Annotated in this window: 21 protein-coding genes; 17 read left to right on the top strand and 4 right to left on the bottom strand. The window is 63.1% G+C overall.

Annotation, left to right across the window (positions count from 1 at the left end; translation table 11 throughout):
- Positions 1-294: 294 nt before the first annotated feature.
- From ACWGTI_RS14550 to ACWGTI_RS14530, 5 genes are all read left to right on the top strand, one after another.
- A complete protein-coding gene (locus ACWGTI_RS14550) occupies positions 295-1,197 on the top strand; it encodes a PopZ family protein (protein WP_454587756.1) in 903 nt (300 codons plus the stop codon).
- A 225-nt stretch (positions 1,198-1,422) separates the two neighbouring features.
- Positions 1,423-4,206 carry a valine--tRNA ligase gene (locus ACWGTI_RS14545; protein WP_454587755.1) on the top strand — a complete coding sequence of 928 codons (2,784 nt, stop codon included), beginning with the start codon at positions 1,423-1,425 and terminating at the stop codon, positions 4,204-4,206.
- A gap of 358 nt (positions 4,207-4,564) precedes the next feature.
- Positions 4,565-5,800: an outer membrane protein transport protein gene (locus ACWGTI_RS14540; protein WP_454574226.1), complete on the top strand. Its 1,236-nt coding sequence runs from the start codon at positions 4,565-4,567 to the stop codon at positions 5,798-5,800.
- Positions 5,801-6,091: 291 nt separating this feature from the next.
- Positions 6,092-7,816: a dihydroxy-acid dehydratase gene (gene ilvD, locus ACWGTI_RS14535; RefSeq protein ID WP_454587754.1), complete on the top strand. Its 1,725-nt coding sequence runs from the start codon at positions 6,092-6,094 to the stop codon at positions 7,814-7,816.
- The gene (locus tag ACWGTI_RS14530; RefSeq protein WP_112564806.1) at positions 7,803-8,627 is read left to right on the top strand and encodes a tetratricopeptide repeat protein; all 825 of its coding nucleotides are present in this window, start codon (positions 7,803-7,805) and stop codon (positions 8,625-8,627) included. The genes ilvD and ACWGTI_RS14530 overlap by 14 nt, the downstream gene beginning before the upstream one ends.
- Positions 8,628-8,655: 28 nt before the next feature.
- Here ACWGTI_RS14530 and ACWGTI_RS14525 read toward each other — a convergent pair whose 3' ends face one another.
- From ACWGTI_RS14525 to erpA, 4 genes are all read right to left on the bottom strand, one after another.
- The gene (locus ACWGTI_RS14525; RefSeq protein WP_454587753.1) at positions 8,656-8,910 is read right to left on the bottom strand and encodes a hypothetical protein; all 255 of its coding nucleotides are present in this window, start codon (positions 8,908-8,910) and stop codon (positions 8,656-8,658) included.
- A 116-nt stretch (positions 8,911-9,026) separates the two neighbouring features.
- The gene (xth, locus tag ACWGTI_RS14520; protein ID WP_454587752.1) at positions 9,027-9,821 is read right to left on the bottom strand and encodes an exodeoxyribonuclease III; all 795 of its coding nucleotides are present in this window, start codon (positions 9,819-9,821) and stop codon (positions 9,027-9,029) included.
- Complete coding sequence (locus ACWGTI_RS14515) at positions 9,818-10,222, bottom strand: VOC family protein (protein WP_454587751.1); 405 nt, start codon at positions 10,220-10,222, stop codon at positions 9,818-9,820. Before ACWGTI_RS14515 ends, xth begins: the two co-directional genes overlap by 4 nt.
- Positions 10,223-10,226: 4 nt before the next feature.
- The gene (gene erpA, locus ACWGTI_RS14510; protein WP_027050337.1) at positions 10,227-10,574 is read right to left on the bottom strand and encodes an iron-sulfur cluster insertion protein ErpA; all 348 of its coding nucleotides are present in this window, start codon (positions 10,572-10,574) and stop codon (positions 10,227-10,229) included.
- 76 nt (positions 10,575-10,650) lie between these two features.
- Between erpA and ACWGTI_RS14505 the strand changes: the two genes are divergently transcribed.
- The 12 genes from ACWGTI_RS14505 to ACWGTI_RS14450 all read left to right on the top strand — a co-directional run bounded on the left by ACWGTI_RS14505 (position 10,651) and on the right by ACWGTI_RS14450 (position 24,887).
- The gene (locus tag ACWGTI_RS14505; RefSeq protein WP_454587750.1) at positions 10,651-11,865 is read left to right on the top strand and encodes a deoxyguanosinetriphosphate triphosphohydrolase; all 1,215 of its coding nucleotides are present in this window, start codon (positions 10,651-10,653) and stop codon (positions 11,863-11,865) included.
- Positions 11,866-11,927: 62 nt separating this feature from the next.
- A complete protein-coding gene (gene argS, locus ACWGTI_RS14500) occupies positions 11,928-13,691 on the top strand; it encodes an arginine--tRNA ligase (protein WP_454587749.1) in 1,764 nt (587 codons plus the stop codon).
- A 103-nt stretch (positions 13,692-13,794) separates the two neighbouring features.
- Positions 13,795-17,157 (top strand): SPOR domain-containing protein, encoded by a 3,363-nt coding sequence (locus tag ACWGTI_RS14495; RefSeq protein ID WP_454587748.1) that lies wholly within the window; start codon positions 13,795-13,797, stop codon positions 17,155-17,157.
- Positions 17,158-17,290: 133 nt separating this feature from the next.
- The gene (gene nagZ / locus ACWGTI_RS14490; RefSeq protein ID WP_454587747.1) at positions 17,291-18,310 is read left to right on the top strand and encodes a beta-N-acetylhexosaminidase; all 1,020 of its coding nucleotides are present in this window, start codon (positions 17,291-17,293) and stop codon (positions 18,308-18,310) included.
- A gap of 63 nt (positions 18,311-18,373) precedes the next feature.
- Positions 18,374-19,177, top strand: a complete 804-nt coding sequence (locus tag ACWGTI_RS14485) for a segregation and condensation protein A (protein WP_454587956.1) — start codon at positions 18,374-18,376, stop codon at positions 19,175-19,177.
- Positions 19,174-19,947: an SMC-Scp complex subunit ScpB gene (gene scpB, locus ACWGTI_RS14480; protein ID WP_454587746.1), complete on the top strand. Its 774-nt coding sequence runs from the start codon at positions 19,174-19,176 to the stop codon at positions 19,945-19,947. The genes ACWGTI_RS14485 and scpB overlap by 4 nt, the downstream gene beginning before the upstream one ends.
- A gap of 180 nt (positions 19,948-20,127) precedes the next feature.
- Complete coding sequence (locus ACWGTI_RS14475) at positions 20,128-20,349, top strand: twin-arginine translocase TatA/TatE family subunit (RefSeq protein WP_023667688.1); 222 nt, start codon at positions 20,128-20,130, stop codon at positions 20,347-20,349.
- A gap of 86 nt (positions 20,350-20,435) precedes the next feature.
- Positions 20,436-21,170 carry a Sec-independent protein translocase protein TatB gene (gene tatB, locus ACWGTI_RS14470; RefSeq protein ID WP_454587745.1) on the top strand — a complete coding sequence of 245 codons (735 nt, stop codon included), beginning with the start codon at positions 20,436-20,438 and terminating at the stop codon, positions 21,168-21,170.
- The gene (tatC, locus tag ACWGTI_RS14465) at positions 21,167-22,042 is read left to right on the top strand and encodes a twin-arginine translocase subunit TatC (protein WP_454587744.1); all 876 of its coding nucleotides are present in this window, start codon (positions 21,167-21,169) and stop codon (positions 22,040-22,042) included. The genes tatB and tatC overlap by 4 nt, the downstream gene beginning before the upstream one ends.
- A gap of 99 nt (positions 22,043-22,141) precedes the next feature.
- Positions 22,142-23,446 carry a serine--tRNA ligase gene (gene serS / locus ACWGTI_RS14460; RefSeq protein WP_454587743.1) on the top strand — a complete coding sequence of 435 codons (1,305 nt, stop codon included), beginning with the start codon at positions 22,142-22,144 and terminating at the stop codon, positions 23,444-23,446.
- Positions 23,446-24,207 (top strand): 5'/3'-nucleotidase SurE, encoded by a 762-nt coding sequence (gene surE, locus ACWGTI_RS14455; protein WP_454587742.1) that lies wholly within the window; start codon positions 23,446-23,448, stop codon positions 24,205-24,207. Before serS ends, surE begins: the two co-directional genes overlap by 1 nt.
- A gap of 26 nt (positions 24,208-24,233) precedes the next feature.
- A complete protein-coding gene (locus ACWGTI_RS14450) occupies positions 24,234-24,887 on the top strand; it encodes a protein-L-isoaspartate(D-aspartate) O-methyltransferase (protein ID WP_454587741.1) in 654 nt (217 codons plus the stop codon).
- Positions 24,888-25,030: the final 143 nt, after the last annotated feature.

The following is a 25,030-nucleotide window of genomic DNA, read 5'->3' as shown; positions in this document are numbered from 1 at the left end:
TCCTTTTGTACCGACATGATCGGTTCCGAAAGAAGGTTTTCGGTTCGGCCATGTCTAAATTGTTGAAATCCCGCGTCTCCCGAGATTGGGGATTCTCGGATGGCGATCCGTCGGCTACGCTGTCGCCATGATTCGTGCCCGGCTTTGCCGGACAGGGAATCTCGGAACGGGTCACTACAGCGCCGCGCGTCCGATTGGACGCGCAAGGACGCTGTAGTACTTGGATTTTGCGCATGATTCTGTCCGAAAATCGAACCGATTTTCGGGGGCATGCGCGGGGCGGCGGATGTGACGATGGCGACGGCAAGCAGCGCGCAGCGCGAACCTTCCATGGAAGAAATACTGGCTTCCATCAGGAGGATCATCGAAGACAGCGACACCGGCCGCAAACAGCCGGGTGACGCCGATGAGTTGCGCCAGGACCTTGCGCCCGCCGCCGGGCCGGCCTCGGATGTCGAAGCCTTCCGCAGCGAGCTGCACAGCGCGGCCGAAAGCAAGAAGCCGGTGACGCTGGCCGAGGTGCAGGCCCAACTGGCCGAACCTGTGGTGACGCGGCTGGAGCCGCGCTCCGAGCCTGCTCCGGTGAAGCCCGCCACGCCGGCAAATCCTGCTCCTGCGACCGTCGCGCCCCCCGCGCATGCACCGATGACCCTGGCGGAAGTGAGCGCCAGAATCGCCAGCGAGTCTGCTCCGGCGGGCAAAGCAGAAGCGCCGGCCCGGCCGAAGGCGGAAACCACCGATTCGATTGTTACCGATTGGCGGCGCGAAATTGCCGCCGTCGGCAGCCAGGCAAAGCCCGCCGAAGCGGGCACACCGCTGGAAATCGGGCCGCAAGAAATCAAGCCGCAAGAGACCGGGGAGCTGCAGGCTGCAGCAGCCGAGATCGAGGCTTTCGAGGACGATCTCGCGACCGAGCCGACTTTCGAGCATAGTCCTTCGCGCAGCGAGCAGGCGCACCAGGCAGATGCAATGCCGGTTCGCCCGGCGATCGTTTCGGAACACACAGGACGACAGGTCGCCGCGGCCTTCGGCGAGCTCTCCGACGCCTTTGCCAGCCGCAGCAAGAAGACCTTCGACGAGATGGCCGAGGAGATGCTGCGGCCGATGCTGCAGGATTGGCTGGACAATAACCTGCCGACGCTGGTCGAGCGCCTGGTGCGCGAGGAAATCGAGCGCGTCGCGCGCGGCGCGCAGTAGGGATCGCAACCTTTTCCGGATCAAAGCGCCGCCCTTGGGCGGCGCTTTTTCGTTGCGGTTTAGCTAGAGCCTGGCCTTGTGGCCAAGGCGGCACCCGGACCTGTTGCCTCGATCCATGCCGCCCTATCTAATGGCTGGTACCGTTGGCCGCCTGCGGTTGACTTGGCCAAAACCTTCCGATTTACACCGGACCAGCAAACTCCCGACAGCGCGGACCACTTTCCCATGCTTGAAAAGACCTACGACGCCAAGACCGTCGAGCCGAAGATCGCCAAAATCTGGGAAGAGGCGGACGCATTTCGCGCCGGCGCCGGCGCCGAGGAGGGGGCGGAAGCCTTCACCATCGTCATCCCGCCGCCCAACGTCACCGGCTCGCTGCATATGGGCCATGCGCTCAACAACACGCTGCAGGACATCCTCGTGCGCTTCGAGCGCATGCGCGGCAAGAACGTGCTGTGGCAGCCGGGCATGGACCATGCCGGTATCGCCACGCAGATGGTGGTCGAACGCCAGTTGATGGAAAAGCAGATCCATCGCCGCGATCTCACCCGTGAACAGTTCATCGAAAAGGTCTGGGAGTGGAAGGCCGAGTCCGGCGGCGCCATTTTCAACCAGTTGAAGCGGCTCGGCGCCTCGGCCGACTGGTCGCGCGAACGCTTCACCATGGATGAGGGCCTGTCGAAGGCCGTGCTCGAAGTGTTCGTCACGCTCTACAAACAAAGGCTGATCTACAAGGACAAGCGCCTTGTGAACTGGGACCCCAAGCTCTTGACGGCGATCTCCGATCTGGAGGTCGAGCAGCAGGAGGTCAACGGCAACCTCTGGCATTTCCGCTATCCCGTCGAAGGCGAGACGTACGATCCGGAAAACCCTGCGACCTTTATCACCGTGGCGACGACACGCCCGGAGACGATGCTGGGCGACACGGCGGTTGCCGTGCATCCCGATGACGAACGCTACCGGCATCTGGTCGGCAGGAATGTCGTGCTGCCGATCGTCGGCCGGAAAATCCCAGTCGTGGCGGACGAGTACTCCGATCCGGAAAAAGGCTCCGGCGCGGTCAAGATCACGCCGGCGCACGACTTCAACGATTTCGAGGTCGGCAAGCGCCACAAGCTGCCGGCAATCAACATCCTGACCGTCGAGGCCGCCATTAAACTGAGGGATAATGAGGACTTCCTCGCCGGTCTTGAGGTGACGCCGGAGCGCCAGGCCGTCTGGAATGAGCTCGACGGCCTCGACCGTTTCGTCGCGCGCAAGAAGGTTGTCGAGCTGATGGAGGCCGGCGGCTTCCTCGACAAGGTCGAACCGCATCGCCACGCGGTGCCGCATGGCGACCGCGGCGGCGTGCCGATCGAGCCGTTCCTGACCGAACAGTGGTATGCCAACGCCGCCGAACTCGCCAAGCCGGCGATTGCCTCGGTGCGCGAGGGCGCTACCCGCTTCGTGCCGAAGAACTGGGAAAAGACCTATTTCGACTGGATGGAGAACATCCAGCCCTGGTGCATTTCGCGCCAGCTGTGGTGGGGTCACCAGATCCCGGCCTGGTACGGGCCGGACGGGCGCGTCTTCGTCGAGAAGACCGAGGAAGAGGCGCTGGGCGCCGCTATCGAATATTACCTGGCGCTGGAAGGGCCTTGGAAGGCCTGGGTCGAGGAAAAGCTCGAGAATTTCGAGCCGGGCGAAATCCTGACCCGCGACGAGGATGTGCTCGACACCTGGTTCTCCTCGGCGCTGTGGCCGTTCTCGACGCTGGGCTGGCCGGACCACACGCCCGAGCTGAAGACCTACTACCAGACCGATGTGCTGGTGACCGGCTTCGACATCATCTTCTTCTGGGTCGCCCGAATGATGATGATGGGCCTGCACTTCATGCACGAGGAGCCGTTCCACACCGTCTATGTGCACGCGCTGGTGCGCGACAAGAACGGGCAGAAGATGTCGAAGTCGAAAGGCAACGTCATCGATCCGCTCGACCTCATCGACGAGTTTGGCGCCGACGCGCTGCGCTTCACGCTGACGGTGATGGCCGCACAAGGGCGCGATGTGAAGCTTGATCCGGCGCGCATTGCCGGCTACCGCAATTTCGGCACCAAGCTGTGGAACGCGACGCGCTTTGCCGAGATGAACGAGGTTGCGCGCAATGATGATTTCTGGCTGAACGACGCCAAGCTGCCGGTCAACCGCTGGATCCTGACAGAGCTGACCAGGGCGTCGCACGCGATTACCGAGGGCATCACCTCATACCGCTTCAATGAAGCTGCGGGCGCGGCCTACCGCTTCGTCTGGAACCTGTTCTGCGACTGGTATCTGGAACTCCTGAAGCCGGTGTTCATGGGCACCGACGAGGCGGCCAAGGCGGAAAGCCGCGCCTGCGTCGCCTTCGTGCTCGACGAAATCTACAAGCTGCTTCACCCGATGATGCCGTTCATGACCGAGGAATTGTGGGCGCAGACGGCAGGCGAGGGCAGGACGCGCGACTCGCTGCTTTGCCACGCCGCCTGGCCGTCACCGGACTTCGAGGACGCCGATGCAGCCGCCGACATCAACTGGCTGGTCGACCTCGTCTCCGGCATCCGCTCCGTGCGCTCGGAGATGAACGTGCCACCGGCGGCGATCGCGCCGCTGGTGGTGGTCGGCGCCAGCGCCGAGACCCACCAGAGACTGGAACGCCATGCTTCCGCCATCAAGCGGCTGGCGCGGGTCGGCGATATCTCGCCGCAGGACGCCGCACCCAAGGGCTCGGCCCAGATCGTGCTCAACGAGGCGACGATCTGCTTGCCGCTCGGCAGCCTGATCGATCTCTCCGCCGAGGCGGCGCGGCTGCAGAAGGAACTGGCCAAGGTGACCGAGGAAATCGCGCGGCTGCACAAGAAACTGTCGAACGAACGATTCGTCGCCAGCGCGCCGGAAGAGATCGTCGCAGCCGAGCGCGAAAAACTCGACGAATACCGCGATCAGCAGGAGAAGCTTTCGGTGGCGTTGACCAGGGTGCGCGACGCCGGTTGAGCACCGGATTCGCGAGGCGCCGACAAGCGTTTCGCGACGGCTCTTTTGCCCAATAAACAGGCATTCCGTTGCGTTAATATTGACGTAAACGGAAAGTTTCAGCCCCATTGTTGCCATAATGTAACAATCGGGAGGAATGCCGGCAAAACAGCCGGATTTCGTGCCGTTTTAAGCGTTTCTTTCTGATTTCTTTCCTAATGTGCCTCCCAAATGGCCATTTTTGGACCTGCTGGCCAGGCCGCCTCTGTGTTCGAAATGCGGTCCGCAAGAGTGTACGTGTACGCTATGTGATTTCATTGTTGCACCGTTAACCTGAATTGGTTCTAGCTTGACGCACTCGTATTCGGGGAGGACATCCATGAACAATTTGCGTTTGAAAACACTGCTGGGGGCGGGGTGTTTTTCGCTGGGCTTGATCGGTTCCGTGCATGCCGGCGGCATCGAGCGCGGTGGCTACGACATAGACCTTCTGTTTGATCCAGCTCCGTTCGCCACGGAAGCCGAGGCGACTTATGTAATGCCAGAGCGCAAGCTCAAGAACGCGGTCGATACCGATCCGAGTGACGGCAATCTTACATTCCTGGGCAGCACTGCGAAAGACAGCAAGAGCTACTGGGTGCCGCGAATCGGCGTCAAGGCCGAGGTCGTCAAGGGGGTCGACTGCATGTTCGACTATTCCCAGCCGTGGGGCGCGCACACAAATCCGGGTCTGTGGGCCGGCGCCGAGTCCAACATGGAAACGGACATCAAGAGCAACAACTACGCCGGCACTTGTTCTTACAAGATGGATGCCGGCAAAGGCCAGGTTCGCTTCATAGGCGGCGTCTATTACCAGGAAGTCTATGGCTTCAAGGAAGACCTGGTGTCACCGCTGGTGCCGGGTTTCCAGGGAACCGGTCGTGTTGATCTCAAGGGGACCGGCTGGGGCTGGCGCGCCGGCCTTGCCTATGAAATCCCAGAAATCGCGCTGCGCGCCAGCCTCGTCTACAATTCGCGGGTCAAGCTCGACAACATCTCGGGCACGCTGGACTTGACGCATGTTGGCCTTGTCGTGCTGCCGATCTACGGCGCGACGGAGTACATGCCGGACACGGTCGAATTGAAGTTGCAGTCGGGCATTGCGCCCGGCTGGCTCGCCTTCGGCTCGCTCAAGTGGGTCAACTGGAGTCTGCTGCAGAGTGTTCCGATTTGCGTCCAGGGCACTCCCTCTGCGCTGTGCGTTACCGGTGATGCCCTGCATTCAGCCCAGATCACCTCGCTGGACCTGATGTATCGTGACGGCTGGACCGTCACCGGCGGCATTGGCCACAAGTTCAACGATGACTGGAGTGCGGCCGGCCAGCTTTCCTGGGATCGCGGCACCTCTCACGGCTATGGCTCGCAGACCGATACCTGGACAGTCGGCGGCGGCGTCGCCTACACGCCCAAGCCCAACATAGAGGTTCGTCTGGCCGGTGCGATCGGCGTGCTGACCAGCGGCCATTCGGGAACAGTGAATGGCGAAAACGGCTATGTGGCAGGCGAGGAAGTCAGCTACGACTTCGGCAACGATCTGGTCACGGCGATTTCGGGCGGCCTCAAGATCAAGTTCTAAGCCTCTGGAAAGTCGAATGAAAAGGCCGGGCAATGCCCGGCCTTTTTCTTTTGGATTGGCACTGCCGATGCCTCCGTCATCCAAGCTGCGTTGCACATAAACCGCACTAATGCCCCCTCTCGCGATTGTGACGTTTTGGCAACAGTTTCTGAACAACCCCCGCGCTACGGTTCCTCCTGACCCAATTGCCCATTTCCCGCCATAAACCCGGCGCACCTCGAATTTGTCTCGGGACACGCGCCAGAAGGCTCGGCGATGAGGCAGGCCGCACCGCCCGCGGCAAGGAAGAGTATGGACGCCAGAGTCATTTCCAAGGCCAAGCTGCCTAGCCGCCATGTGACCGTCGGTCCGGCGCGTGCGCCGCACCGTTCCTATCTCTATGCCATGGGCCTGTCGGCGGCCGAGATCGCGCAGCCGCTGGTCGGTGTCGCCTCCTGCTGGAACGAAGCCGCGCCCTGCAACATCTCGCTGATGCGACAGGCACAAGTGGTCAAGAAGGGCGTCGCGGCCGCCAACGGCACGCCGCGCGAATTCTGCACCATCACCGTCACCGACGGCATCGCCATGGGCCACCAGGGCATGAAGTCGTCGCTGGTGTCGCGCGACGTGATTGCCGATTCGGTCGAACTCACCATGCGCGGCCATTGCTATGATGCGCTGGTCGGCCTTGCCGGCTGCGACAAGTCGTTGCCCGGCATGATGATGGCCATGGTTCGGCTCAATGTGCCATCGATATTCATCTATGGCGGCTCGATCCTGCCCGGCAGCTATCGCGGCCGCCAGATCACCGTGCAGGATGTGTTCGAGGCGGTCGGCCAGCACTCGGTCGGAGCGGTCAGCGATGCCGAGCTGCTCGAGATCGAACAGGCCGCCTGTCCGTCGGCCGGCTCCTGCGGCGCCCAGTTCACCGCCAACACCATGGCCACTGTCGCCGAGGCGATCGGCCTGGCGCTGCCCTATTCCTGCGGCGCGCCAGCGCCTTACGAGATGCGCGACCGCTTCAATTTCGCTTCCGGCGAAAAGATCATGGAGCTGGTCGCCAAGAATATCCGGCCGCGCGACATTGTCACGCTGAGGGCGCTGGAGAACGCGGCGACGGTGGTCTCGGCCACCGGCGGCTCGACCAATGCGGCTTTGCACCTGCCGGCCATCGCGCATGAGGCAGGCATCAAGTTCGACCTGTTCGACGTCGCGGCGATTTTCGAGAAGACTCCCTACATCGCCGACCTCAAGCCGGGCGGGAAATATGTCGCCAAGGACATGTTCGAGGCCGGCGGCATTCCGCTGTTGATGAAAACGCTGCTCGACCACGGCTACCTGCATGGCGACTGCCTGACCGTGACCGGCCGTACTTTGGCCGAAAACATGGAGCACGTTGTCTGGAATGATAGCCAGGATGTGGTCCGTCCCGCCAACCGACCAATCACCCAAACCGGCGGTGTCGTGGGCTTGAAGGGTAACCTTGCCCCCGAGGGTGCGATCGTGAAGGTCGCGGGCATGACGGAGCTGAAATTCTCAGGCCCGGCACGCTGTTTCGATTCGGAAGAGGAATGTTTCGAGGCGGTCACGCACCGCAACTACCGGGAAGGCGAGGTTCTCGTCATCCGTTACGAAGGTCCGCGCGGCGGCCCGGGCATGCGCGAGATGCTGTCGACGACGGCGGCTCTCTACGGCCAGGGCATGGGCGGCAAGGTGGCCCTCATCACCGACGGCCGTTTTTCGGGCGCGACGCGGGGCTTCTGCATCGGCCATGTCGGACCTGAAGCTGCCGTTGGCGGCCCGATCGGACTGTTGAAAGACGGCGATGTGATCTCGATCGATGCAACCAAAGGCACGATCGAGGTCGATCTGTCCGAGGCTGAACTGGCAACGAGGGCGAAGACCTGGAAGGCGCGCACGACCGATTATCAGTCGGGCGCGATCTGGAAATACGCACAGACGGTGGGCCCCGCCCGCGACGGCGCGGTCACCCATCCCGGCGGTGCCAAAGAAACACATTGCTATGCGGATATCTGAGTTGTTGAGGTCGTCTGTCCTTCCGGCACTGGTCGCTGTTGCGATCTTTGGCGCCGTGGGCCAGGCCATGGCCTTCGACGACAAGGTGTTCGACGACAAGACCGGCGTGAAGCCGCAATCGAGCCCGTGGGCCGTGTTCCAGTTCGGCTTTTCCGCCTACAAGAGCGGCCACAAGGAACAGGCGGTCGAGGCGTATAAATACGCCGCCGAGAACGGCCAGATCGGCGCCACCTGGAAGCTCGCGCGCATGTATGCCGAAGGCGACGGCGTGACCCGCGATGACTATGCGGCCTTCAAATTCTTCTCCGAGATCGTCGACCAGGATGTCGAGCCGGGGTCGCCGGAGGAAAGCTATGTCTCCGACGCGCTGGTGGCGCTGGGCGACTATCTCAGGACAGGCATTCCCGGCAGCCCGGTCGAGGAAAACGAGGTCGCGGCGCAGGAATATTACATGCGCGCAGCCGCCAACTACCGCAATCCGAACGCCCAGTTCGAGATGGGCCAGATGTTCCTGAAGGGCGAGGGCGGCGTGAAGGCCAGCGTCAAGCAGGCCGGCCGCTGGTTCCAGCTCGCCGCCGAAAAAGGCCATGCCGGCGCCCAGGCGACGCTTGGCAATCTTCTGTTTCAGAGCGGCAAGATCGTGCGCGGGCTGGCCATGATGACGGCCGCGCTCGAACGCGCCTCGCCGGCCGACCAGCCGTGGATCCGCGGCATGCAGGAAGAGGCGTTTGCCGCCGCCGGCGAAGCCGACCGCCGCACCGCCATATCGCTGGCTGACGACATCCTGACCAAGGGCGGCGGCGACCAGTAAGGTTGCCCGCCTCAAAACAATCGGAAAATCAGTTCTCGATCGGCTCGGTCGGCACCGCTCTGCGTACCGGCATTGAGATTGGCGTGACGCGCAAGTGAGGCTTCATCGTGCTGTCAGGGCAGGTGTCGCCGATCTTCGTCCATGAGGTGTTGTTGAGCACCAGATCGCAGCGGGCCATATGGCTCTGGTCGGAAACCGTCAGGCAAGCGACTTGGCCTACCTGGTAGGACTTGCCATTGGCCAGGCACTGCTGGTCGGCCAAAGCGGCTGCAGGTGCAGCCATGGCAAATGCCAAGCCGATCGGACAAAGAAGGAATCGTATGGTCATGGAACCCCAGCCGCCATGCTGATGTCCGACTGAATGGCGCGATTGTGGCGATATCAGGGTTTCGGCTGATCTCAGGCCGGCTGCAGCGCCAGATCGATCGCCACCGGCACATGGTCGGAGGGTTTTTCCCAGGCGCGCACGTGCTTTTCGATCGAGGCCGAGGAAAAGCGGTTGGCGGCTTCGGGCGACAACAGCAGATGGTCGATGCGAATGCCGTTGTTCTTCTGCCAGGCGCCGGCCTGATAATCCCAGAAGGTGTAGACATCGACCGCGTCGGTGACAGCGCGCACCGCCTCGGTGAAGCCGAGGTTCTTCAGTCGGCGGAAGGCCTGCCGGGTCTGCGGCTGGAACAGCGCATCGCCCAGCCAGTTCTCGGGGAAGCGTGCGTCGATCGGCTCGGGGATGACATTGTAGTCACCGGCGAGCACCAGCGCCTCTTCCAGAAGCAGGCGCTGCTCGGCCCAGCGATGCAGCCGGTCCATCCACGACAGCTTGTAGGGGAATTTCTTCTCGTCATCGATCGGATTGCCGTTCGGCAGATAGAGCGAGGCGACGCGCAGCGCGCCCTGATCGGTCGAGAACACGCCCTCGATGAAGCGCGCCTGCTCATCCGCGACGTCGCCCGGCAAGCCTCGGATGACTTCGTCGAAGGGCAGCTTCGACAGCAGAGCGACGCCATTGAAACCCTTCTGGCCATGGGTTTCGACATTGTAGCCCAGCGCCTCGATCTCGGCGCGCGGGAACTGCTCATCGACCGTCTTGATCTCCTGCAGGCAGACGATATCGGGCTGGCTCTCAGTCAGCCAATGAGTGAGGTTGCCGATGCGGGCGCGAACGCCGTTGATGTTCCAGGTGACGATTTTCATGGCGGCCTCAGGGAATGTTCAGGCGGGAGACGTTCGACAAGTCCGATCGTATTGCCTGCCGGGTCCTTTAGAAAGGCCATCCACTCGCTTTCCCCCGCTGGACCGAACGTGCCTTCGGCATCGTTGTGGACGAGCGTAGGCGGTGCCGTGAAGGGAACGCCGGATGCTTTCGCCTCGGCATGGAAGGTTTCGAGGCCTGCAATATCGAGATAGACGGTTCCTGCCGGCACGCCATCGGTGAACAGCAGGCGCACGTCGCCGGCCATAATAAAGGCCATGCCGGGCGGATCGTATCGGGCGTGAACTCCCAGGCCGAGCACATCGCGCCAGAATGCCAGCGTGACATCGAGATCGCGCCCGGCCGACAGGGCGACCTGACGGACCGCGCCGATGGCAGGCATCTGACTAGATGGAGAAACTGGTGCCGCAGCCGCAGGAGGCGACTGCATTGGGATTGCGGATCTGGAACGACTGGCCCATCAGATCGTCGACGAAGTCGATGACCGAGCCTCCCATATAGACCAGCGACAGATCGTCGATCAGCACGGTGGCGCCGTCCTTCTCGATTGCGACGTCATCGTCATTGCGCGTGTCGACCAGATCGAACTTGTAGGAAAAGCCGGAGCAGCCGCCGCCCTCGACGGAGACGCGCAGGGCCGTCTTGCCGGCTTCGCCAGAGACGATTTTCGCGATCCGCCTGGCGGCGGACTCGGTCATTTCGACTTTCATGGCAGTCTTGGCATCAGCGCCCATGGGCGTCACCTTGCTTTCGGTTTCACATGATAGGTATGAAGCGGGAAGGGGCAAGTCAACTGCGGCGGCATCGGCCATGACAAATGAGCTTGGCGACATTGGGTTCGGCTATCGGCCGCGCGCGGCCTATGCCAGCGATCCCGCCAAGTCGCGCGGGCGGCTCTATGACGAGGTCGAAAGCCCGACGCGCACGCCGTTCCAGCGCGACCGCGACCGGATCATCCATTCCACAGCGTTCCGCCGGCTGAAGCACAAGACACAGGTGTTCGTGGCGCATGAAGGCGACCACTATCGCACCCGGCTGACGCATTCGATCGAGGTGGCGCAGATTGCGCGCGCTCTGGCGCGGGCGCTGCGCGGTGATGAGGATCTGGCCGAGGCGGTCGCCCTGGTCCACGATTTCGGCCACACGCCGTTCGGCCATACCGGCGAGGACGCGCTGAACGAGCGAATGACCGAATGGGGCGGCTTCGACCACAATGCCCAGTCGCTGCGCGTGGTAACGCGGCTGGAGCGGCGCTATGCCGAGTTCGACGGGCTGAACCTGACCTGGGAAACGCTGGAAGGCCTGGTCAAGCACAATGGCCCGCTGACCGACGCCAAGGGAAAAGGCCTCAAGGGCCAGGTGCCGCAGGCGATCCGGGATTATTCGCAGCTGCACGACCTCGAACTCGACCGTTTCGCCGGTATCGAGGCGCAGTGCGCGGCGATCGCCGACGACATTGCCTACAATACCCATGACATAGATGACGGCCTGCGCTCCGGCTTCCTGACGCTGGACATGCTGGAGGAGGTTACCCTGCCGGGATCGATCCTCGCGGGCGTGCGTGCGCGCTATCCCGGCCTTGACGATGTGCGCACCGGCCATGAGCTGATGCGCCGGCAGATCACGATGATGGTCGAGGACGTCATCGTTTCGACCACAGCCAATTTGGAGCGCATCAAGCCTGACAGCGCTGAAGCGGTGCGGGCGGCGGGCGAGACGATGGTGACGTTTTCCGCCGGGATGGCGGCGAGCGAGAAGGAATTGAAGGCGTTTCTCTACAAGCACCTCTACCGGCACGACGAGGTGATGCGCGTGCGCGGCGATGCCGAGCAGATCGTGCGCGACCTGTTCGACGTCTATTTCGCCGATCCACGCGCCATGCCGGATGGCTGGCGTGAGGGGCTCGACCGGGCCGAAGACCGTATCAAGGCGCGCAGCGTTGCCGATTTCCTGGCGGGGATGACCGACACCTACGCCTTGAAGGAACACCGCCGTCTGTTTGACCATACGCCCGATTTAAGCTAGGGCGGGCGCGATTTGCCGGCCAACGAGCCGGTTCTCCTGCACAGTCCGCCAGAGCAAGACCCATGAACATCTTCGCCGATTTCAGCGCGCGAATCACAAAAGCCGTCGAAGCGCTTGATTTGAAAGACAGTAATGGCGCTACGCCCGACCTGTCGCGGATCGCCGTCGAGCCGCCGCGCGACGCCAGCCATGGCGATCTCGCCACCAATGCGGCGATGGTTCTGGCCAAGCCCACCGGGCAGAACCCGCGCGCGCTGGCCGAACGGCTGGTGGAGGTGCTGCGCGCTGACGCCGATGTTGCCGGGGCCGACGTCGCCGGCCCCGGCTTCGTCAATCTCCGGCTGAAGGACGCCTTTTGGCAGACGCATCTGACCGCGCTGCTCGGGCAGGGCCGCAACTATGGCCGCTCGACCATCGGTGGTGGCCGCAAGACCAATGTCGAATATGTCTCGGCCAACCCGACAGGGCCGATGCATGTCGGCCATTGCCGGGGTGCGGTGGTCGGCGACACTCTGGCCAATCTGATGGCCTTCGCCGGCTACGACGTGACCAAGGAATACATCATCAACGACGCCGGCTCGCAGATCGACGTGCTCGGGCGTTCGGCCTTCCTGCGCTACCGCGAAGCGCTCGGCGACGACATTGGCGAGATACCGGCCGGTCTCTACCCTGGCGATTATCTGGTTCCGGTCGGCGAGGCTCTGGTTGCTGAATTCGGCCGCAAGCTGTTGCAGATGCCGGATGACGAGGCGCTGGCCATCGTCAAGGACCGCACCATCGATGCGATGATGGCGATGATCCGCTCGGATCTGGCGCTGCTCAACGTGCATCACGATGTGTTCTTCTCCGAGCGCACGCTGCATGCCGACAATGCCAGGAAAATCCGCTCGGCGATCAACGATCTGACGCTGAAGGGCCATATCTACAAGGGCAAGCTGCCGCCGCCCAAGGGCGAAAAGCCGGACGACTGGGAAGATCGCGAGCAGACTTTGTTTCGGTCGACCGCAGTTGGCGACGACATGGATCGGGCGCTGGTCAAGTCCGACGGCTTGTTCACCTATTTCGCCGCCGACGTCGCCTATCTCAAGGACAAGGTCGATCGCGGCTTTGTCGACCTGATCTATGTGCTAGGCGCCGACCATGGCGGCTATGTCAAACGGCTGGAAGCCTTGGCGCGGGCGATTGCCGGTGATGATCTGAAGCTCCAGCTGACGGTGCTGCTGTGCAATCTGGTGAAGCTGTTTCGCGATGGCGAACCGGTTCGGATGTCGAAGCGCTCGGGCGACTTCGTCACACTGCGCGAAGTGGTGGAGGAAGTGGGCCGAGACGCGATCCGCTTCATGATGCTCTACCGCAAGAGCGATGCGCCGCTCGACTTCGACTTCGCCAAGGTGACGGAGCAGTCGAAGGACAATCCGGTGTTTTACGTGCAGTACGCCTCGGCGCGCTGCCATTCGGTGTTCCGGCAGGCGAGCGAGCAACTGGGCGAGGCCAATTTCGACCGCAAGAGCCTGGCCGCCGCCTCGGCGTCGCTTACCGATGAGGGCGAGATCGGGCTGATCCGGAAGCTGGCTGAATATCCCCGGCTGATTGAATCGGCGGCTCTTGCGCTGGAGCCGCACCGGCTGGCATTCTACCTCTACGATCTCGCCTCCAGCTTCCATGGGCACTGGAATCGGGGCACCGAGAATCCAGACTTACGTTTTGTTAAGGTTAACGACCGACAATTGACGCATGCCAGACTAGGGCTGGTGCAGGCTGTTTCGGATGTTTTGACCTCCGGCCTGACGCTGATTGGGGCTGATGCGCCCACCGAAATGCGTTAGGTTTGACTAAAACACCTGTCACCATTTGCCCACATTGCGCTGGTAAGGGCCAACCCTACGCGACGTCCATGGCGTCCGAATGAGTGCGAGTTCGGGAACAATAATGGCAGACAGAACCCAGCTGAGAGCAGCCGACAACAACGACATCGACCAGGATGATCCGTTCGCGGAACTGACCAGGATCATGGGTTTCGATCCGCGCCAGCCGGTCAAGCCACAGGCGCCAGCCGTCGAGAAGGCTGCGGACGAGGGTGATTTCGACATCGACCTCGAGAAGGAGTTGATGGGCGAGTTCGGCGACGACCTCGCATCCATGGAGGTTAGCCAGCCAGCCATGGAGGTTAGCCAGCCAGCCATGGAGGTTAGCCAGCCAGCCCCCGAGGTTCACCAGCCTGCCGCTGAGATTCGCGAGCCGGCTTTCGAAACCGCCGATGCCGCGATGGACGATGCGCTCGCCGCTTCGCTGGACCATGATTTCGTCTTCGACGATGCCGCCGATCATGATTTTGGCGTTCTCCCGCAGGCTGTGACGGCTGCCGCCCAGCCCGCATTCGACGAACCCGCATTCGATGACGATTTCGACACTGCCATTGCCAGTTCGCTGGAGAACTTGTCACCGCTCGAAGACGATCTTCCGACGGACGACGAGCTTGCCGCGTCGCTCGATCAGGGATTGTTGCTCGATGACGATGAGACGGATGATGTCGCCCATGGCTCTGGTGTCGCCGAAGTTGCCGCGCCTGCCGACGACGTCGCATTCGACGATGATTTCGACAATGCCGTCTCGCTGTCGCTGGAAGACGAATTGACGCTGGACAGTCATGTGCCGGCGCAGGAGCAGTATGCCGCTCCGGAAGCCGAGGCCCCGGTTCATGTCGTCGACGCCGGCGACCACGCGGTTGCCGATGAGGGCTTTGCCGGTCATTTCGAAGACGCAATGGCCGATGTCGACATGGATTTCGCCGCCCAGGATTTCGAGCCTCAGGCTTTCGAAGCTCAGCCTGTTGAAGCCGAGGATCCGGAAGAGCGCGATCTGGATGTCAGTGATATCGAGGCCAGCGCGCCGGTTGAGATGGATCCGCCGGAAGCCGATGAGACGCCGGCCTGGACTGCGGAGGCCGGCCCTTCCCATGAGGCTGAACATGAGGCGTTCGACGATTTCGATCTGAGCATCGACGATGCGGTTGCCGACCAAGAGCCGGTTGCCGAGGTCGCCGCCGCTCCGGTGCAGCCAGCCCCGGACGTACGCGCTTATGTGGCGCCCGCTGTTGTGGCGCCCGTCGTTGAGGCGACGCCGGCCGCTGACGAGCGGACTTTGGAAGATGAACTTAACGCGCTGCTTGGCGCGATGAGCACACCACGGCCGGCGCCAGTCATCGAGCCCACAAGAGCCTATGAGCCTGTCGTGCCGGTGCAGCGGTCCGCTCCGGCTCCGGCGGCTCCCGCCGATAATCTCGATTGGGATCTGGACGAACACGCCCCTGCGCAGGCTCCTCAGGCCGCCGCGGCCCAGAACGATGCCGATTTCGGTGATCTGCTTGCGGGGGAACTCGAGGGGCAGGAGCCCGAGATCGAGTTCGACGATCATGCCTTCGATGCGGCCTTGGCCAAGGGCATCGATCTCGGTGATGACGACACAGCCACACCTGTTACTGGCGACTGGCGCTCGACGCCGCCGGAGCCGGCGCGTTCGTGGAGCCGCGTGACCCCGACCCCCGCCAACCCTTCTTTCTCAGTGCAGCCGCAACCTTCGTTTGCAGCGCAGCCTCAAGCTTCGTTTGCAGAAAAGCCTTCGATGCCGCCGGCGGCAGCGCCAACCTATCGCGACCAGCCGGTCGCGGCTGCCTCTGTGGCGCCGGCGCCAACGCGCCAGGCGCCGCTTTCGGCTTATGACGAGATGCCGGATGTCGAGACGGTCGATGTGCCGGAGCGTGTGGTGGCGATCGCCGACGACCTCGACATTCCCGAGCTCAGCTTCCAGGAAGACGAGCCGGCGGCCTACGACGATATCGACGCGGAATTCGCCGGTCTGCTCACCGACATGAATGCGGTGGAAGCGGCGCCACCGCCTGCGGCCACGCGCAGCGCCGCTTATGACGACGATTCCTACAGCTCCGGCTTCAGTTCTGGCCACGAGCTCGACCAGCGCGCCTATGCGGCGCGGTCGGCAGAAGCGCCTGTGGCCGCAGCGCAACCTTCCTATGCTGGTGCTGCTGGCGGCTTCGCCGTGGACGATCTGCCGGGCAGCCGGCCGGTTTCGCAGGCTGACGATTTCGCGGTCGACGAACTCGACTATGATCCGGATCTGGACGAGGCGATGGCGTTGCCAGGCCCGGCCGAGCAGGAAGCTGCAAGGCCGCGCAGGAGCGGCCTGCTGGTCGCCGGGGTCGTTGCCGCGGTGGCTATTGCCGGCGGTCTGGGCGCCTTTGCCCTGTCGTTCGGCGGCAAGGGTGGCAGCGACGCTCCGGTGATCGTCAAGGCCGACAACACCCCGATCAAGGTCAAGCCGGAAAATCCCGGCGGCGCCGTGGTGCCGAACCAGGACAACAAGGTCTATGACGCGGTCGCCAAGGGCACCAAGCCGGCCGAGCCGGTGCAGGAGAAGCTGGTCACCAACACCGAAGAGCCGGTCGATGTGAAGGCGCAGGAACCGGAAAGCCGCGTCGTCGATCTTTCACCCGACGATACCGATGCTGCCCCGGGCACCGACGCCGCCGGCAACCCCGATGCTGCAGGCAATCCCGACGCGGCCGCGGCACCGGCACCCAAGTCCGAGGACCGCATCGCGCAGGTTCTGCAGGAAGCCGACAAGAACCCCGATACGGTGGCCGTTGCCCCGCGCAAGGTGCGGACCATGGTGGTCAAGCCCGACGGCTCGCTGGTGGCACGTGAGGATCCGACGCCGGCCGCACCGCAAATTGCGGCGGCCGAGCCGCTTGACCCGGCGCCGCAGCATGTCGCCCCGTCGGCCGATGCCGAGCAAACCGGCACCGTGGCGCCGGCCGCCGATCAGGCAAATGGCGACCAGGCTGGTGCCGAAACCGCCAAGCCGGTCAAGCCGGTGAAGCCGGCGGCTGCACCGAAGGTTGAGACGCAGTCCGCCAACACGCCGCAGATGGTTGCCGTGGCGCCGCAGCGCCCGTCCGATCAGCCGGTCGACGTGGTCGGTGAGGTCAAGCCCGACCAGGTTGCCTCCATTCCGGCGACGGCCGCGACAACAGGCGGTTCGTGGTCGATGCAGATTGCTTCGCAGCCGACGGTCGAAAGCGCCCAGGCCAACTATGCGGACCTGCAGCGCCGCTATGGCAGTGTGCTCGCTGGTCGCACCGCCAACATCGTCAAGGCGGAGATCGCTGGCAAGGGCACTTTCTACCGCGTCCGCGTCCCGGCGCAGTCGCGCAACGATGCGATCAATCTGTGCACCAGCTACAAGGCTGCCGGCGGCAACTGCTTCGTGTCGCGCTAAGACCTGATCCAATCATCGAAGCCGGCGCGTTCCCAAGGGTCGCGCCGGCTTTTTCATGTGGATGGACGAGGGGTTCAGGTGCTTGCGGCCCAGGGTGATTCCCTTTGACGGCGCGAAGCCCTAAACTCAGGGGATGACCGAATCAAAATCCATGATCCTCGGCTGTGCCGGGAAATCGCTCACCCGCGACGAAATCCGTTTCTATCGCAATGAATGCCCGTGGGGCTTCATCCTGTTTGCGCGCAACATCGGCGAGACCGAGCAGATCCGCGATCTGGTTGCCGAGATGCGCGACTGTATCGGGCGCCCCGATGCGCTGGTGTTCATCGACCAGGAGGGCGGAAGGGTGCAGCGCCTGCGGCCGCCGCTGGCGCCGAACTATCCGGCCGGCGGCGCGCTCGGCGCACTATGGCGCAAAGATCACGACGCCGGCACACGCGCCGCCTGGCTGATGGCGCGGCTGCATGCCTTCGACCTTTTGCGCTACGGGATCTCAGCCGATTGCCTGCCGGTGCTGGATGTGCCGATCGATGGCGCCAGCGATGTCATCGGCGCGCGCGCCTACGGCAAGGAGCCGCGCCCAGTCATCGAACTCGGCCGCGCGGCGGCGGAAGGGCTGATGTCGGGCGGCGTGCTGCCGGTGATGAAGCACATTCCGGGTCATGGACGCGCCTTTGCCGACACGCATTTCGAACTGCCTGTCGTCGATGCCTCGCTGAGTGAGCTGCAGCGGCATGATTTCGCCCCGTTCCGGGAGCTTAGCCATCTGCCGATGGCGATGACGGCGCATGTCGTCTACAGCGCCATCGATCCGAACAACCCGGCGACCACGTCGGGCAAGGTCATCGACGAGATCATCCGCCGCGACATCGGCTTCGACGGGCTGTTGATGAGCGACGACACCTCGATGAAGGCACTTTCTGGGGATTTCCCGACAAAGGCGGCCTCGATCCTTGCGGCGGGCTGCGATCTGGTCCTTCACTGCAATGGCGTTTTCGAGGAGATGGCGGGCATCGCATCGCGAACCACGGGACTTGAAGGCACGTCGCTGGAACGCGCCGAGCGGGCGCTGACCTATATAAGGGATCGCGACCGGGCCGACGAAACCGAAATACGCGCCGAGTTTGCCACCTATTTCGACGCGGTGGCCTAGACCAAAAGGAAGCAGAAGTAAGTGGCGGAAACATTGGACAGCAAGGCTTCGAAGGCCGCACCGATGGACCGTCTGTGGGCCGAGAACGACGATTCACGCGTCACGGGCGATCCGTCGCTGGTTGTCGATGTCGCCGGCTTCGAAGGTCCGCTTGACCTTCTGCTGCACCTTGCCCGCACCCAAAAGGTCGATCTGGCGCGCATTTCGATCCTGGCGCTGGTCGAGCAGTATTTGGCCTTTGTCGAGACGGCGAGGGCTCTGAGGCTCGAGCTTGCCGCCGACTATCTGGTGATGGCGGCGTGGCTGGCCTTCCTCAAGTCGAAGCTTTTGATCCCGAAACAGCCCGGCGAAGAGGGCGAAAGCGGCGAGGAACTGGCGGCGGTGCTGCAGTTCCGGCTGAAGCGCCTGGAAGCCATGCGCGACGCCTCGGCGCGGCTGGTCAACCGCAACCGTCTAGGCCGCGACGTGTTTGCCCGCGGCATGCCGGAAATGGTCATCGTCGAAAAGCGCAACGCCTATTCGGCCTCGCTCTACGATCTGCTCACCGCCTACGCGCAGCAGCGCCAGAAGCAGGCCATCACCAATGTGACGATCGCCAGGCGCGGCGTCTGGTCGCTCAAGGACGCGCGCGACGTCCTGGCCCGGCTGATGGGGTCGCTGAGCGACTGGACGGCGCTCGACAGCTTCCTGATCGAGTATATGACCAGTCCGGAGGAACGCCGCACGGCCATCGCCAGCTCGTTCGCCGCAACACTGGAAATGGTGCGCGAGCGGCAGATCGATGTGCGGCAGGACCAGGCGTTTGCGCCGATCTATCTGCGCGACCACCGGGAACCGGCAATCAAAGCAGTCGAGGTGGCATCATGAGCGAACGCGGCAACGCTTCGGTCATTCCGTTCAAGGTCGAAGAAGAGACGGAGGAGGGCATTATCGCCCAGGACCCGACTGAGACCCAGAACTCGCCCATGAATCCTGGCGAACGGCTGCATATGGCGGAAGCCGTGCGCATGGCCGAGGCGATCGTATTCGCCAGCGCCGAGCCGGTCAGCGAAAAGCAGCTCGCAGCCAGACTGCCCGATGGCGTCAACATCGCCGCTGCCATGGCCGAGCTGCAGCAGATCTATGCGCGGCGCGGGGTCAATCTGGTGCGGGTCGGCGACGCCTGGGCATTCCGCACGGCCGGCGATCTCGCCTTCCTGATGAGCCGCGATACGGTCCAGCAGCGCAAGCTTTCCCGCGCGGCGCTCGAAGTGCTGGCGATCATCGCCTACCACCAGCCGGTGACGCGCGCCGAGATCGAGGACATCAGAGGTGTCGAGACCTCGAAGGGCACGCTCGACATGCTGCTCGAAACGGAATGGGTGCGGATGCGCGGCCGCCGCCGCACGCCCGGCCGTCCGGTCACCTACGGCACGACGGACACTTTCCTCGACCATTTTGCGCTCGAGGAGATCCGCGATCTTCCCGGCATGGACGAGTTGAAGGGAGCGGGGCTGCTTTCCGGCCGCATGCCGTCGAATTTCGCCATCCCGCTGCCGCCGGCCGATCCGGATGCGCTGACCGAGGACGAGGATGCGCTGACCGACATCGACCTCGAGGAACTCGGCCTGCTGACGCCGCGCGTCACGGAAGATTGACCGCAAACCGCTGTCAAAAAGCTGCATTGGGGCTGTAGATGCGCCGATTGGTAGCGGGCAGCCTTGCCGAAAATGCGTGACATGAGCCGCGCCTTCATAAACTTTGTCGCTGTTGTGTTTGAATCCCAACGCGAAAACGCATAGATCATCGCCAGGGAAAACATTCGAGAGAGAGTTACAATGGGTTCATTTTCGATTTGGCACTGGATGATCGTGCTGGTGATCGTGCTGCTGGTGTTCGGCCGCGGCAAGATCCCCGAGCTGATGGGCGACATGGCCAAGGGCATCAAGAGCTTCAAGAAGGGCATGGCCGACGACGATACCGCCGATGACAAGCGCACCGTCGAGCACCGCCCGGACGAGACCGTTTCGGCAGTGAAGGAAAAGGCCAGCAAGAGCTGAGCCCAAGGTTGTTGCTTTTGTGCAAGTCGTTGTCCCAAAACCGCTTCGCACTTTTGGGCGACAAGCACTAGTCGGAACTGATTGCCATGTTTGAAGTCGGCTGGACCGAAATGCTGGTGATCGCGATCGTCATGATCGTGGTCGTCGGGCCCAAGGATTTGCCAAATATGCTGCGCACCTTCGGCCGCACGACGGCAAAGCTGCGCGCGATGGCCTCCGATTTCCAGAAACAGTTCAACGAGGCGCTGAAGGAAGCCGAACTCGACGACGTCAAGAAGTCGGTCGATACGCTCAGGAGCCTCAATCCGGCGGCCGAGATCCGCAAGCAGCTCAATCCATTCGAACAGGCGGCAGCCGACGTGCGCTCCGGGGTCGATGCGGTGATGAAGCCGAAGCCGGCGGTCGATCCCTCAACGCCGGCGGCAGAGACCCCGCAGGCAGCGGAGCCGCTCAAGAACGGCGCGACGGTGATGCCCGGTGTCAACGGACCGGATACAGCGCCGGCTGCGCCGATCTTTCCGGCCATGACCGACGAGTCCGTGGTTACGCCGGCTGTTGCAACAGCAACGCCACAAAAAGCGCCTGCAAAGACGGCAGCGACAGCCAAGCAAGCCAAGGCGCCGGCAACCAAGATGGCGGCATCCAAGGCAGCACCGGCAAAGGCTACACCGGCGGCCAAATCCTCTGCCAAGTCGCCAGCAGCGACCGCCAGGGTGGCGCCGGCAAAGGCCGCCAAATCAGTTGCTGCTACAAAGGCTGACCCGAAGCCTGCCCCAGCCAAAAAGCCGGCAGCCAGGAAGACGGCGGGAGCCGCCAAGTGAGCATTACGGACAGCGAAAAGGACGAGATCGAAAAGTCGTCGGCTCCGCTGATGGAGCATCTGATCGAACTGCGGCGGCGGCTGATCTGGTCGATCGGCGGCTTCTTCGTCGCTTTCCTCGTCTGCTTCTTCTTTGCCAAAAAGCTGTTCAACCTTTTGGTCATCCCGTTCAAATGGGCGACGCAATGGGCAGGGCTCGATCCACACAAGGTCGAGCTGATCTATACGGCGCCGCAGGAATTCTTTTTCACGCAGGTCAAGCTCGCCATGTTCGGCGGCATGGTCATCGCCTTTCCGCTGATCGCCACGCAGATCTATAAATTCATCGCGCCCGGCCTCTACAAGAACGAACGCAACGCCTTCCTGCCGTTCCTGATCGCCTCTCCGATCCTGTTCCTGATGGGCGCGTCGCTGGTCTATTTCTTCTTCACGCCGATGGTGATGTGGTTCTTCCTCGCCATGCAACAGGCCGGCACCGACGACCAGGTGCAGATTTCGCTGCTGCCTAAAGTGTCGGAATATCTCAGCCTGATTATGACGCTGATCTTCTCCTTCGGCCTGGTGTTCCAGCTGCCGGTGGTGACCAGCCTGATGACGCGCGTCGGCATGCTGTCGTCGAAGGCGCTGGCCGAAAAGCGCAAATGGGCGATCGTCATCGCTTTCGTCGTGGCGGCCGTGCTGACGCCGCCCGATCCGATGAGCCAGATCGGTTTGGCCATTCCGACCATCCTGCTCTACGAGGTCTCTATCTGGGCAGCGCGGCTCATCGAGCGCGACCAGGTCAAGCAGAAGCTGGCGCGCGAAAAGCAGGAAGCTGCCGAAGCCGTGGCCGAAAAAGCAGCGAAGGCGTCCTCAACGCAGGCTCATTCCTAGGCCGGCGCTTTCGCTAGCGGAAAAACGCGACAGTCGCCGTCTTGCATCGATCAAGGATGCGGTTTACCCCCTCAGACCTTACCTGAGGACGGACCAACCATGCTTGACATCAAATGGATTCGCGACAACCCGAAGGCCCTTGTCGAGGCGCTGGCCAAGCGCTCGTGGTCGGCTGACGAGGCGCAGTCCACGGTCGACGAGTTGATCAAGAAGGACGAAGCGCGGCGCGAGCACGTCACCGAGCTGCAGACCAAGCAGGAACGCCGCAACGCTGCCTCCAAGGAGATCGGCAACGCCATGCGCTCGGGCGACGCAGCACTCGCCGAGAAGCTCAAGGCGGAAGTCGGTGACATCAAGACCTTCATCCAGAATGGCGAGGCGCGCGAGCGCGAGCTCGACAAGGCGCTGAACGACGCGCTGGCTGTGCTGCCCAACGTGCCGCTCGACGACGTGCCGGTCGGCAAGGACGAGCACGACAATGTCGTCAAACACATTGTCGGCAAGGCGCCGACGCGGCCGAACTGGGTGAAGGAGCATTTCGAAATCGGTGAAGCGCTCGGCATGATGGATTTCGAGCGTGCGGCAAAGCTGTCGGGCTCGCGCTTCACTGTGCTGAAGAGCGGGCTGGCGCGGATGGAGCGCGCCATCGGCCAGTTCATGCTCGATTTGCACACGACCGAGCACGGCTATGAGGAAATCATCCCGCCACTGATGGTCAAGGACGAAGTCCTGTTCGGCACCAACCAGCTGCCGAAATTCGAGGACGATCTGTTCTTCACGCCGCATGGCGATGGCCGGCTGGGCCTGATCCCCACCGCCGAAGTGCCGCTCACCAATCTTGTGCGCGAGGAGATCACCGCGCACGAGAAACTGCCGCTGCGATACACCGCGCTGACGCCGTGCTTCCGCTCGGAAGCGGGTTCGGCCGGGCGTGACACACGCGGCATGCTGCGCCAGCACCAGTTTTACAAAGTCGAGCTGGTATCGATCACCGACCAGGAGTCTTCGCTCGCCGAGCACGAGCGGATGACGCAATGCGCCGAGGAAGTGCTGAAGCGGCTGGAGCTGCCGTTCCGCACCATGGTGCTGTGCACCGGCGACATGGGGTTTGGTGCGCGCAAGACCTACGACATCGAGGTCTGGCTGCCCGGCCAGAATGCATACCGCGAGATCTCGTCCTGCTCGGTCTGCGGCGATTTCCAGGCCCGGCGCATGGATGCCCGCTATAAGGACCGAGACGGCAAGGGCAATCGCTTCGTCCATACGCTGAACGGTTCGGGCACCGCCGTCGGCCGCGCTCTCATAGCTGTCATCGAAAACTACCAGAATGAGGATGGCAGCGTAACCATTCCTGAAGTGCTGCGGCCTTATATGGGCGGTCTGGCGAAGATCGAATCGAAATAATGCGCATTCTTCTGACCAATGATGACGGCATCCACGCCGAGGGCCTGGCGTCGCTCGAACGCATCGCCCGCACCCTGTCGGACGATGTCTGGGTGGTGGCGCCGGAGCAGGACCAGTCCGGATACGCGCATTCGTTGTCGATCTCGGAGCCGCTCAGGCTGCGCAAGATCGGCGAAAAACATTATGCCGTGCGCGGCACGCCGACCGACTGCGTCATCATGGGCGTCAAGAAGATCCTGCCCGGCGCTCCTGACCTGATCCTCTCGGGCGTCAACTCCGGCGCCAACATCGCCGACGACGTCACCTATTCCGGTACGGTTGCCGGGGCAATGGAAGGCGCGCTGCTCGGCATCCGCTCGATCGCGCTCAGCCAGGGCTATTCCTATGTCGGCGAGGACCGTGTTGTTCTCTACGAGACCACTGAGACGCTGGCGCCGGCACTGCTGAAGAAGCTCGTGGCCATGCCGCTGCCGGACGGCGTCCTGCTCAACGTCAATTTTCCGAACTGCCTGCCTGACGAGGTCGCCGGCACCGTGGTGACGTCGCAAGGCAAGCTGGTGCACAGCCTGTGGGTCGACGAGCGCCGCGACGGGCGCGGCCTGCCTTACTACTGGCTGCGCTTCGGCCGCGAGCCGGTCGAGGGCAAGCAAGGCACCGATCTCTACGCTCTACGCAACCGGCTGGTGTCGGTGACGCCGCTGCAGCTCGACCTCACCGCGCATGAAATCCGTGACCAATTGACCAAGGCTCTGTCTGATTAAGGCTTTGGCATGAACAAGGTTTTTGCATGAACTTGCCGCTCGACGACCGCGAGGGTTTTGCCGCTTTCCTGCTGCGCCTGCGCGGCCGCGGCGCGGTGCCGAAGGCGCTGATCGCGGCCTTCGAGGCGACGCCGCGGCGCGGCTTCCTCAACGGACAGTACCATTCCATCGCCTGGTCGGACGGCATGCTGCCGATCGAGTGCGGTGAGGCGATCGAGGGCGCCGACCTGCAGGCGGCGGTGATTGCCGCCTTGGCAATAGAGTCGGGCAACCGGGTGCTCGAAATCGGCACCGGTTCGGGCTACACGGCGGCGGTAATGTCGCGGCTGGCGGCGCGCATCGTCAGCATCGACCGCTACAAGACGCTGGCGGAGCAGGCCAGGCAGCGCTTCGAAGCGCTCGGCATCGGCAATGTCATTGTGCGCCAGGCCGACGGTTCCAACGGGCTCGCCAATGAAGGGCCGTTCGACCGCATCGTCGCCTGGGCGGCTTTCGACAGCCTGCCGCGCTTCCTGCTCGACCAGTTGTCGAGCGGCGGCATCGTCATTGCGCCGATCGGGCCGGAGGAGGGCGAGCAGGTGCTTGCCAAGCTGACCAAGGTCGGCAGCCGTTTCGAGCGCGAGGATATCGGCACGGTGCGCCTGCAGCCAATCCTGCGCAGCGTCGCGGCGGTCATCTGATCCGCGCGCCTCGCGCGCAGAATTCTGCACCGCTGCACTCCACTCCAACAGTCTGGCATGGATCCCAGGGTCTTCGCGACGGCGCTTGCGCCTGCGTCGCCCCAGGGATGACGTTGATGAAAGTGCCATAGAAAATGCTTTAA

The sequence above is a fragment of the Mesorhizobium sp. ArgA1 genome (genome assembly GCF_053714375.1).
This window is presented reverse-complemented; position numbering and strand designations above follow the sequence as displayed.

Bases quoted from the DNA above. Each gene is read 5' to 3' on its own strand.
- ACWGTI_RS14550 (WP_454587756.1), top strand. From the start codon at position 295: ATGGCGACGGCAAGCAGCGCGCAGCGCGAACCTTCCATGGAAGAAATA.
- ACWGTI_RS14545 (WP_454587755.1), top strand. From the start codon at position 1,423: ATGCTTGAAAAGACCTACGACGCCAAGACCGTCGAGCCGAAGATCGCC.
- ACWGTI_RS14540 (WP_454574226.1), top strand. From the start codon at position 4,565: ATGAACAATTTGCGTTTGAAAACACTGCTGGGGGCGGGGTGTTTTTCG.
- ilvD (WP_454587754.1), top strand. From the start codon at position 6,092: ATGGACGCCAGAGTCATTTCCAAGGCCAAGCTGCCTAGCCGCCATGTG.
- ACWGTI_RS14530 (WP_112564806.1), top strand. From the start codon at position 7,803: ATGCGGATATCTGAGTTGTTGAGGTCGTCTGTCCTTCCGGCACTGGTC.
- ACWGTI_RS14525 (WP_454587753.1), bottom strand. From the start codon at position 8,910: ATGGCTGCACCTGCAGCCGCTTTGGCCGACCAGCAGTGCCTGGCCAAT.
- xth (WP_454587752.1), bottom strand. From the start codon at position 9,821: ATGAAAATCGTCACCTGGAACATCAACGGCGTTCGCGCCCGCATCGGC.
- ACWGTI_RS14515 (WP_454587751.1), bottom strand. From the start codon at position 10,222: ATGCCTGCCATCGGCGCGGTCCGTCAGGTCGCCCTGTCGGCCGGGCGC.
- erpA (WP_027050337.1), bottom strand. From the start codon at position 10,574: ATGGGCGCTGATGCCAAGACTGCCATGAAAGTCGAAATGACCGAGTCC.
- ACWGTI_RS14505 (WP_454587750.1), top strand. From the start codon at position 10,651: ATGACAAATGAGCTTGGCGACATTGGGTTCGGCTATCGGCCGCGCGCG.
- argS (WP_454587749.1), top strand. From the start codon at position 11,928: ATGAACATCTTCGCCGATTTCAGCGCGCGAATCACAAAAGCCGTCGAA.
- ACWGTI_RS14495 (WP_454587748.1), top strand. From the start codon at position 13,795: ATGGCAGACAGAACCCAGCTGAGAGCAGCCGACAACAACGACATCGAC.
- nagZ (WP_454587747.1), top strand. From the start codon at position 17,291: ATGACCGAATCAAAATCCATGATCCTCGGCTGTGCCGGGAAATCGCTC.
- ACWGTI_RS14485 (WP_454587956.1), top strand. From the start codon at position 18,374: ATGGACCGTCTGTGGGCCGAGAACGACGATTCACGCGTCACGGGCGAT.
- scpB (WP_454587746.1), top strand. From the start codon at position 19,174: ATGAGCGAACGCGGCAACGCTTCGGTCATTCCGTTCAAGGTCGAAGAA.
- ACWGTI_RS14475 (WP_023667688.1), top strand. From the start codon at position 20,128: ATGGGTTCATTTTCGATTTGGCACTGGATGATCGTGCTGGTGATCGTG.
- tatB (WP_454587745.1), top strand. From the start codon at position 20,436: ATGTTTGAAGTCGGCTGGACCGAAATGCTGGTGATCGCGATCGTCATG.
- serS (WP_454587743.1), top strand. From the start codon at position 22,142: ATGCTTGACATCAAATGGATTCGCGACAACCCGAAGGCCCTTGTCGAG.
- surE (WP_454587742.1), top strand. From the start codon at position 23,446: ATGCGCATTCTTCTGACCAATGATGACGGCATCCACGCCGAGGGCCTG.
- ACWGTI_RS14450 (WP_454587741.1), top strand. From the start codon at position 24,234: ATGAACTTGCCGCTCGACGACCGCGAGGGTTTTGCCGCTTTCCTGCTG.